Origin of the sequence: Brevibacillus laterosporus, from assembly GCF_030489605.1 — a bacterium.
In the GTDB taxonomy this organism is placed as follows: domain Bacteria; phylum Bacillota; class Bacilli; order Brevibacillales; family Brevibacillaceae; genus Brevibacillus_B; species Brevibacillus_B laterosporus_E.
In genome coordinates this window covers 1-6,820 of sequence record NZ_JAUKFY010000045.1, presented here as the reverse complement: position 1 = coordinate 6,820, position 6,820 = coordinate 1, and the positions used below count along the sequence as shown (strand labels likewise).

The window sequence follows — 6,820 nt, the reverse complement described above, 5'->3', positions numbered from 1 at the left end:
CGCCTAACAGGTGCATTGATTGAGTCATTACCTGCGAGAGAAATGCAAAGTGGAAAGGACGCAATGCTGTATTACAATCCTCAGACGAGTGAAGTCTGGTATGAATATGTCGACGTTTCCTTACCTGCTGAAGAACGAATTGCTCAGTTGGAGGTAGAACTGGCTGAAGCCAAAGCGGAAAATCTTACGATTATGGACGCTGTAGCGCAGGTATACGAGGAGCTGCAAGTACTGAAAGGGGGGAGTACAGGTGGTTGAAATCTATTACAAGCTGATAAGAGCCGATCGTCGTTCGATTGATCAGGTGCCAGTTAATCTTCAAAAGGAAGTACGAGCGATGCTGTATGGTGACAACGATTCTGTTTAACCTTTGGTATTTATTGATAGAGCAGTAACTTGCAAGATGATGTAGAAACTGATCCGGAAGCTATCTGATTGGGAACTGACAGCAAGCCTTTTCTCAATGAAGTAGGCTTTTTTTATGGGGAGCTGCGGCTCCCTATTTTATTTGCCCCAAGGGGTGAGGAGGCATGACACATGCGGCTAACAAACGAAATTCAAACTTTATTCAAGCCAGGGAACGGCATTGCTGCTCTTGTAGGGGCCGTGGTCCTCCCGTGGATCGATATTTTATACGGTCCAGAGCGTCGAGACGTATTGTTTTTTTTCTGTCTAATAATTGGAGCTGATTGGTTTACGGGTGTTTTTGCATCGAAGAAAGAGAAAACTTATTCATCGGATTATGGGATTAGGAAAGGAATACCACGTACTCTATTCATTTTCTTGTTACCTATCATTGCTAATTTTTTTGACGCTGCCTTAAAGACTCCCGGTTTCCTTTTTTATGGCGTTGTATTTGCTTTGTGTTATCACACATGGGTGAGCGTAACAGCAAATGTGGTACGAGCGGGATGGGGGAGAATTGTCCCTATATCTGTTATGAGAATCATAGGCTCAGAACTAAAAGCAAAAGCTGAGCGATCACAGAGACACAAGGAGGAAAAATGATGGAGATGACCACTGATATTGCTACATTAGCTGCCATTGTTGCGGCGCTAACTGGTGTGGCTAAAGGGTTTGGTGTCCCTAATAAATTGGCCCCAATTGTTGCCATGGCTTTTTCAGCTCTTTTCGTATTTCTTCCAAACGGAGAAGTAAAAACCAATCTTCTATCAGCGGTGGTCGTTGGATTAACGGCTTCGGGAGCCTACAGCTATGCAAAAACAGACAACGGAGGGAACAAGCAATGAAACCACAAGACTTTATAGATAAGATAGCACCTAGTGCTGTAGCAGACATGAAGAAAACAAAGATACCAGCGTCTCTTACAATTGCTCAAGCAATCCTAGAATCAGCTTGGGGAGAAAGTGGACTAACGAAACGAGGAAACAATTTGTTTGGTATCAAAGGAACAGGTCCAGCGGGTGTCTGCGCTATGCCTACAAAGGAGAATTACAACGGTAAATGGACAACCATTACAGCTAATTTCAGAGCTTACAACAATTGGGGAGAGTCTATTGCAGACCATTCGAAGCTAATTCTAAACGGCACAAAAGACAAGCCTACACGTTATCATGGCGTACTAGGTGCTGATTATAAGACTGCTTGCCATGCTATCCATAAGGGTGGATATGCCACTGATCCAGGTTATCCGGATAAGCTAATTGGATTGATTGAAAAGTACGGTCTAGGAAATATGACAAGGAGGAACCAACAGTGAAACTAGAGGTAGCGAACGAAATTATTAGCCATTTACAAGGGCAATGGGCTTTGTACAATCAAATGGGGATGAAGAATGAAGCTATTAGAATCGGGCAATTGGCAGATGAGCTGAGGATTGCAAGTGGACAGGAACCGCAGAATGAATAACGATAAAACCCTCCTTTAATCGGGAGGTTTTAAGGCATTGGACAAACTCTTCTTATGCTACTGATACAGGAGAGTTTATTTTATTTTTTGTTGGTAAATACAATATAGCCAAAAAAATTGCTTTGATACTCAAGAAGGTTCTAAACCCAATAAAACTACATAATAATCCATAAAATACCATTAATAAAGGAGAGGGTTTTTTATGAAACATTTTACTTTTGTTTTATCTTCAATCATGGCAGTAGTTCTCTTACTTGCTGGTCAAAGCGTTTATGCTAGTGATACTGCTCAGAATTCCAACAACCAAGATGTGGTTACCGCCTATATTTACGCTCTCACTATAACAACGGCTGATGTTGAGGATGCAGGAACAAATTCGAACATCTATGCACAACTAATAGGCACAGGTGGTAGTTCACCTCAAGTACTATTGGACCGACCGGGTTATAATGATTTTGAACGTGGTGCTACTGACACTTACTATATATCTGCTGACCAAAATCTTGGTACCATTACAAGTATTAAGATGTACACAGATGGCACAGGTTACAAACCTGGATGGTTCCCAACATTTTTTAAAGTTGAGCACAATGCGAGTACATGGAATTTTTTAAATGGTCAATGGGTTGGAGTAAACGGTTCTCAAACATTTTATCCTAATCCAATCCCATAGATTATACTCTGCATCGATTAAGTGATGAAGAGTCAGCGTGCAGACCTTCGTACCTTTCGGTATTTTCTCTACACGCTAAAAAACCTCCTTTAATCGGGAGGTTTTTTATTCTTTTTCTTGACAATCAACTGCAACCATATTGCTTATTTTCATGAAATTTTGCAACCAAACATTGATGATCTAAACAACAGACTAAAAAAATAAGATACCCCCTCCACATAGTGTAAGAGGGGGTATCTTATTATCTACTGTATTCTTGAACCTCAAAGCTTTCAATATGACTGTAGCTAATGAAATCTTTTCTAGAATTGAAAGGTCCGATGTTGTATTTCTTATTAACGATGTATGCTTCTTTACCGTTTCCTTTTGCTCTACCTTCATACCATTCGGTAAAGTTTCTTATTTCTTCATTTGTCATTTCATATTCTTTGATTAAACCACTATCCATGTAAATAACCAGAAGTGCGTTTCCGGTTGGATTAGGGTTTGGATCTGGATCTGGATTAGGATTAGGCTCAGGCTCAGGTTCAGAAGAAGCATTAGTGTTCATCATTTCCATTTCCTTAATACTTATAATTTTATAACCATTAGTAGCAGTTATATTAATCCGATATTTAATATATGGAGTATTATTATTGAAAATAAACTCCTTTTTTTTATGCATCTCCCAATCTCCAATATTATTTTGCGAATCTAATACAACCCATTCAGTACCATTCCATCCTTCAAAAGTCCATGTTTTAGGATTAGCTGTTAGATTATCTCTGACAGAAGGGAGTAAAGTATATTTATTAACGATTGTTTTGGTTGGGAATTCGTATGCTAGCCATCCTTGTGGTTTATTAGAAGACCATCCATAATTTGTATCAGTATGATCAAAGGCATGATAGGGAGGAGTTGTAATTTCGAGCTGGCTACTAGCACTAGCAATACCTTCCGGAGATGTATTACTAGTCATTTTAGGAATCAAGTTTTTGGATGCTGGGTCTAGTTCAGGGTCTGGAATAGTATTTATTTTTTGACTCATTTCAAGATAAGTTAATTTGATACTTCTTGAATCTGAAGGTTTAGGTCTAACTACATCAGTTATATTAATCCGATATTTAATATATGGAGTTGTATTGTTAAATTCAAAAGATCCATAAGAAGGACTCCCCCATGAGACGTAATTATTTTTTTGATCTAACACAACCCACTCAGAGCCATTCCACCCTTCAAAACTCCAATCCATAGGCATATCGTAAGGATTCATACCGAATAAATAATATCTATTAACGATTGTTTCAGTAGGGAATTCAAAAGCTATCCATCCTTGTGATACATTGTCAGGAGTTTCCCACCTAGTCGTATTTTTACGATCAAATACTACAAAAGCATTTTCAGTTTGATGACTAGCACTAGCAATACCTTCCGGAGATGTATTACTAGTCATTTTAGGAATCAGATTATCCGAATATATGTCTTTTGCAAAAACAAAACTTTGTCCGGACAGTACGAGAGCAAAGGTGAAAGTTAACAATAGAAAATGTTTAAGTTTAGATAAGAACATAGCTTCCTCCATAAATAAGTTCTACGTCGGCCGACACATTTACATTATACAAAACAAAAAATGAAAAATATGTAATTAAATATGTCATTTTTTGTATATTTTTTAAAAAATATATTCTTTTTTAATTATGATAGGGAAGAAATATAATCTCTTTCTTAGGCGTAATAAAACATAAAATCATTTATAAATAGCAATAACCCCCTAGGAAGCCTAGAGGGTTATTGCTATTTAAACATTTTCTTAATCACCTTAAATATACAAACGTAGTCCTGTTATAAGCTTTATTATAAGCATACTTCTTAGGATTTCTGAGCCATCCCCAACCTCGCGGCATCTTCAACCCAGCTCGATAATATTTATCAACTTCTAAAATATCGAAAAAATTGTCGAAAAATAAGCAATTATCTATAGAGGGTTTTTGGAATTTTCATCTAATTAATAAATATATACATTATTTTACTTTTAAGGAGTGTTATTCCATGAAAAAAAGAAAAATCACTACAATTTTAGTTGGTATAGCGCTATGTGCTGCTATACCAGCATCTGTTTTTGCTTGGGATTATAAATTCAAAGCCACTGCCTATTGGAACACAAAGAAAACGATCCACACATGTGCTAAAGGCGGAAGAGCAGTTAAAGCTGGTGACATTGCTGTAAGTAATCAAAAAGGTGATATTCTCTTGGGATCGACTGTTGAAATTAGTGGAGCTATAAATCCTAAGACTGGAAAGTGGGAAACTTTTACAGCTTACGCTTGTGATACAGGTTCTGCAATAACTAAGGGAAGGATTGATATTTTCTATCCTCAGGGAGATCCCTACGAAAAAATAGACAAAAGATGGGACAATCCATACGTAAAAGTTAAACTAATAAAAGGGCCATAAAGGCAATACGATTACACGGCTTTTTACAAGAAAACAAATCTGAACATTGACAATAAAGAGTAAATGTAATTTTAATATGTACCGTTCTAATCTTTCTTATTGCGGGTGGTGACAGCTTCGCTGATACTACCCTAATTTAGCGAGTCAACGATAATATGCAAGCCCTCTGACGGAAAGTTATAAAACGTCAGAGGGCTTTTTTGTTTGCTATCTTAATATTGAAAAAATATGGTATTTAATGTAATATATTGTAAATTAACAAAATAAAAAGTTGGAGGATGGTTATGAAAAAGTTTCTTGTTGGTGTTTTGAGTTTGGCTTTACTAATTCCGGCGTTGTCTGTGTCAGCGGCAGAAAGTGAATACACCCAAGAAGAGGAAAAAATAATAAAAGAACTATCTCAAGACAAATCGTATAACAATTTGTATCCAACAAGTGATGAGTTCAAAGAAGGAAAAGTTTCAAGAATAGAAACAGAGGTGGACACCACCTGGGTAGGTAGTGAAGACCTCAAAGCAAAAGAAGAAGAGGCAGAAGACGAAGTAAAGCCTTTCAGAGTGGATTGTGATTGCAAGCCTATCAAGATGAGAACAAACGTTATTGACATGTACGGAATCCCTTTAGAATACACTATTAAATATGGGGAGTTTTCTATTTTCAAACGCCCAGGTGTTTATTACTATCAGCAGAATGCGAAAACAACCTGGTTCGACATGGCATCAGGCGATGTTGCTAAAATGGCTGCAAACGGCCTAGGGACTTTCGTTTCATATAAAATTATAGATAAGATTCCTTATGTTGCTAGGCTCCTAGACAAATACGGTAAAGAGAAACCGTATAACTGGCAAGATTACGCCAAGAGTGCCGCAGCCGTATCAGCTCAATATAATTTCCCGTTATGGGGTTCAATTGTTTCAGCTTCCGTACCAAAAAGGGGAACAGAAACTATCTTGGTTTATCTAAGTGAAGATGATGAAAATTGGGAAAGAAGAATCAATATTCAAATTGATTCAGATGGCACTGTAACTACAAAGAAATGGTGGGTAGATTAATAGAAGACAGATAGATTTGGTTTAAAATGATGAAAGATTTTGCTAGGAGGTGCAACGTGGACAATTTACTGATGGTGTTCCTTACAATGTCTATTTTCCAGTTGCTCCTTTATACTTCTAAAGGTAAGAAAAAAGAACCCTTTACGTATATTGTTTTTGAAACCGTAGTGCTATCCTTGGTGGTCTGGGGAGTTTTTACCCTAGCAAGATCATTGTTTTAATCTTTCACCGTTAACTAATATGAACCCTCTGTCAAAATAAAGTGGCAGAGGGTTTTAAGTTTGTGAGGGAAATGTAATTTTACCCATTGCATAATCTCCTCATCATCTAACAAAATAAGAACACACATTCGTATTTAGGGAGATGTTTTGATGGCTAGTAAAATCCTTGATCCACTTGTAACAAAATTCATCTTGCCAGAACATGTAGAAATGTTACGTCAGTATCACGAGGATAAGAAATTGATCGAAAAGCCGACGCCCTAACAGTTAGCTATAATACAGTAAGTTAAACACTTGTAATGTATGAAAAAATCAAAATACGGAATTTAAAAACAATAAAATTGACTGTTAATTGAAAATGATGGTAAAATGTAAAAAATAGGTAATTAATAAAGGAGAGTGTTATAATGAAAACTTTCAAAAGTTTATTGATGACCTTTTTGGCCTTGTTTATTTTTCTTGTATCGCTGGGCGGCGGAGGTTTAGCAGAAGCAGCATCTAGACTCAAAAGTATTTCCCTAGATGCTCCAGATTCAATTAGAGTTGGAAAGCATGAAGAAATAAGTGTTGAA

The 6,820-nt window shown here is 37.1% G+C and carries 7 protein-coding genes and 3 pseudogenes; 9 read left to right on the top strand and 1 reads right to left on the bottom strand.

Translation table 11 applies throughout. The features are described from left to right. The 6 genes and pseudogenes from QZ995_RS23370 to QZ995_RS23345 all read left to right on the top strand — a co-directional run. A pseudogene (locus tag QZ995_RS23370) lies at nucleotides 1–258 on the top strand (hypothetical protein); the annotation flags it as partial. After that, the gene (locus QZ995_RS23365) at nucleotides 251–367 is read left to right on the top strand and encodes a CD1375 family protein (protein ID WP_301812311.1); all 117 of its coding nucleotides are present in this window, start codon (nucleotides 251–253) and stop codon (nucleotides 365–367) included. The pseudogene QZ995_RS23370 and the gene QZ995_RS23365, both read left to right, overlap by 8 nt. A 170-nt stretch (nucleotides 368–537) precedes the next feature. Then, the gene (locus QZ995_RS23360) at nucleotides 538–1,008 is read left to right on the top strand and encodes a phage holin family protein (RefSeq protein WP_301812310.1); all 471 of its coding nucleotides are present in this window, start codon (nucleotides 538–540) and stop codon (nucleotides 1,006–1,008) included. Further along, the gene (locus QZ995_RS23355) at nucleotides 1,005–1,250 is read left to right on the top strand and encodes a hypothetical protein (RefSeq protein ID WP_301812309.1); all 246 of its coding nucleotides are present in this window, start codon (nucleotides 1,005–1,007) and stop codon (nucleotides 1,248–1,250) included. Before QZ995_RS23360 ends, QZ995_RS23355 begins: the two co-directional genes overlap by 4 nt. Further along, a pseudogene (locus tag QZ995_RS23350) lies at nucleotides 1,247–1,869 on the top strand (glycoside hydrolase family 73 protein). Before QZ995_RS23355 ends, QZ995_RS23350 begins: the two are co-directional and overlap by 4 nt. A gap of 202 nt (nucleotides 1,870–2,071) precedes the next feature. Beyond that, a complete protein-coding gene (locus QZ995_RS23345) occupies nucleotides 2,072–2,542 on the top strand; it encodes a PLAT/LH2 domain-containing protein (protein WP_301812307.1) in 471 nt (156 codons plus the stop codon). Between the two features lie 241 nt (nucleotides 2,543–2,783). On the opposite strand, the gene QZ995_RS23340 is transcribed toward QZ995_RS23345, so the two are convergent. Further along, nucleotides 2,784–4,091, bottom strand: a complete 1,308-nt coding sequence (locus QZ995_RS23340) for a hypothetical protein (RefSeq protein ID WP_301812306.1) — start codon at nucleotides 4,089–4,091, stop codon at nucleotides 2,784–2,786. A gap of 479 nt (nucleotides 4,092–4,570) precedes the next feature. Here QZ995_RS23340 and QZ995_RS23335 point away from each other — a divergent pair, with 479 nt between their 5' ends. From QZ995_RS23335 to QZ995_RS23990, 3 genes and pseudogenes are all read left to right on the top strand, one after another. Continuing rightward, nucleotides 4,571–4,975, top strand: a complete 405-nt coding sequence (locus QZ995_RS23335; protein WP_301812304.1) for a 3D domain-containing protein — start codon at nucleotides 4,571–4,573, stop codon at nucleotides 4,973–4,975. 284 nt (nucleotides 4,976–5,259) lie between these two features. After that, a complete protein-coding gene (locus QZ995_RS23330) occupies nucleotides 5,260–6,027 on the top strand; it encodes a hypothetical protein (protein WP_301812303.1) in 768 nt (255 codons plus the stop codon). 371 nt (nucleotides 6,028–6,398) lie between these two features. Beyond that, a pseudogene (locus QZ995_RS23990) lies at nucleotides 6,399–6,503 on the top strand (YolD-like family protein); the annotation flags it as partial. Nucleotides 6,504–6,820: the final 317 nt, after the last annotated feature.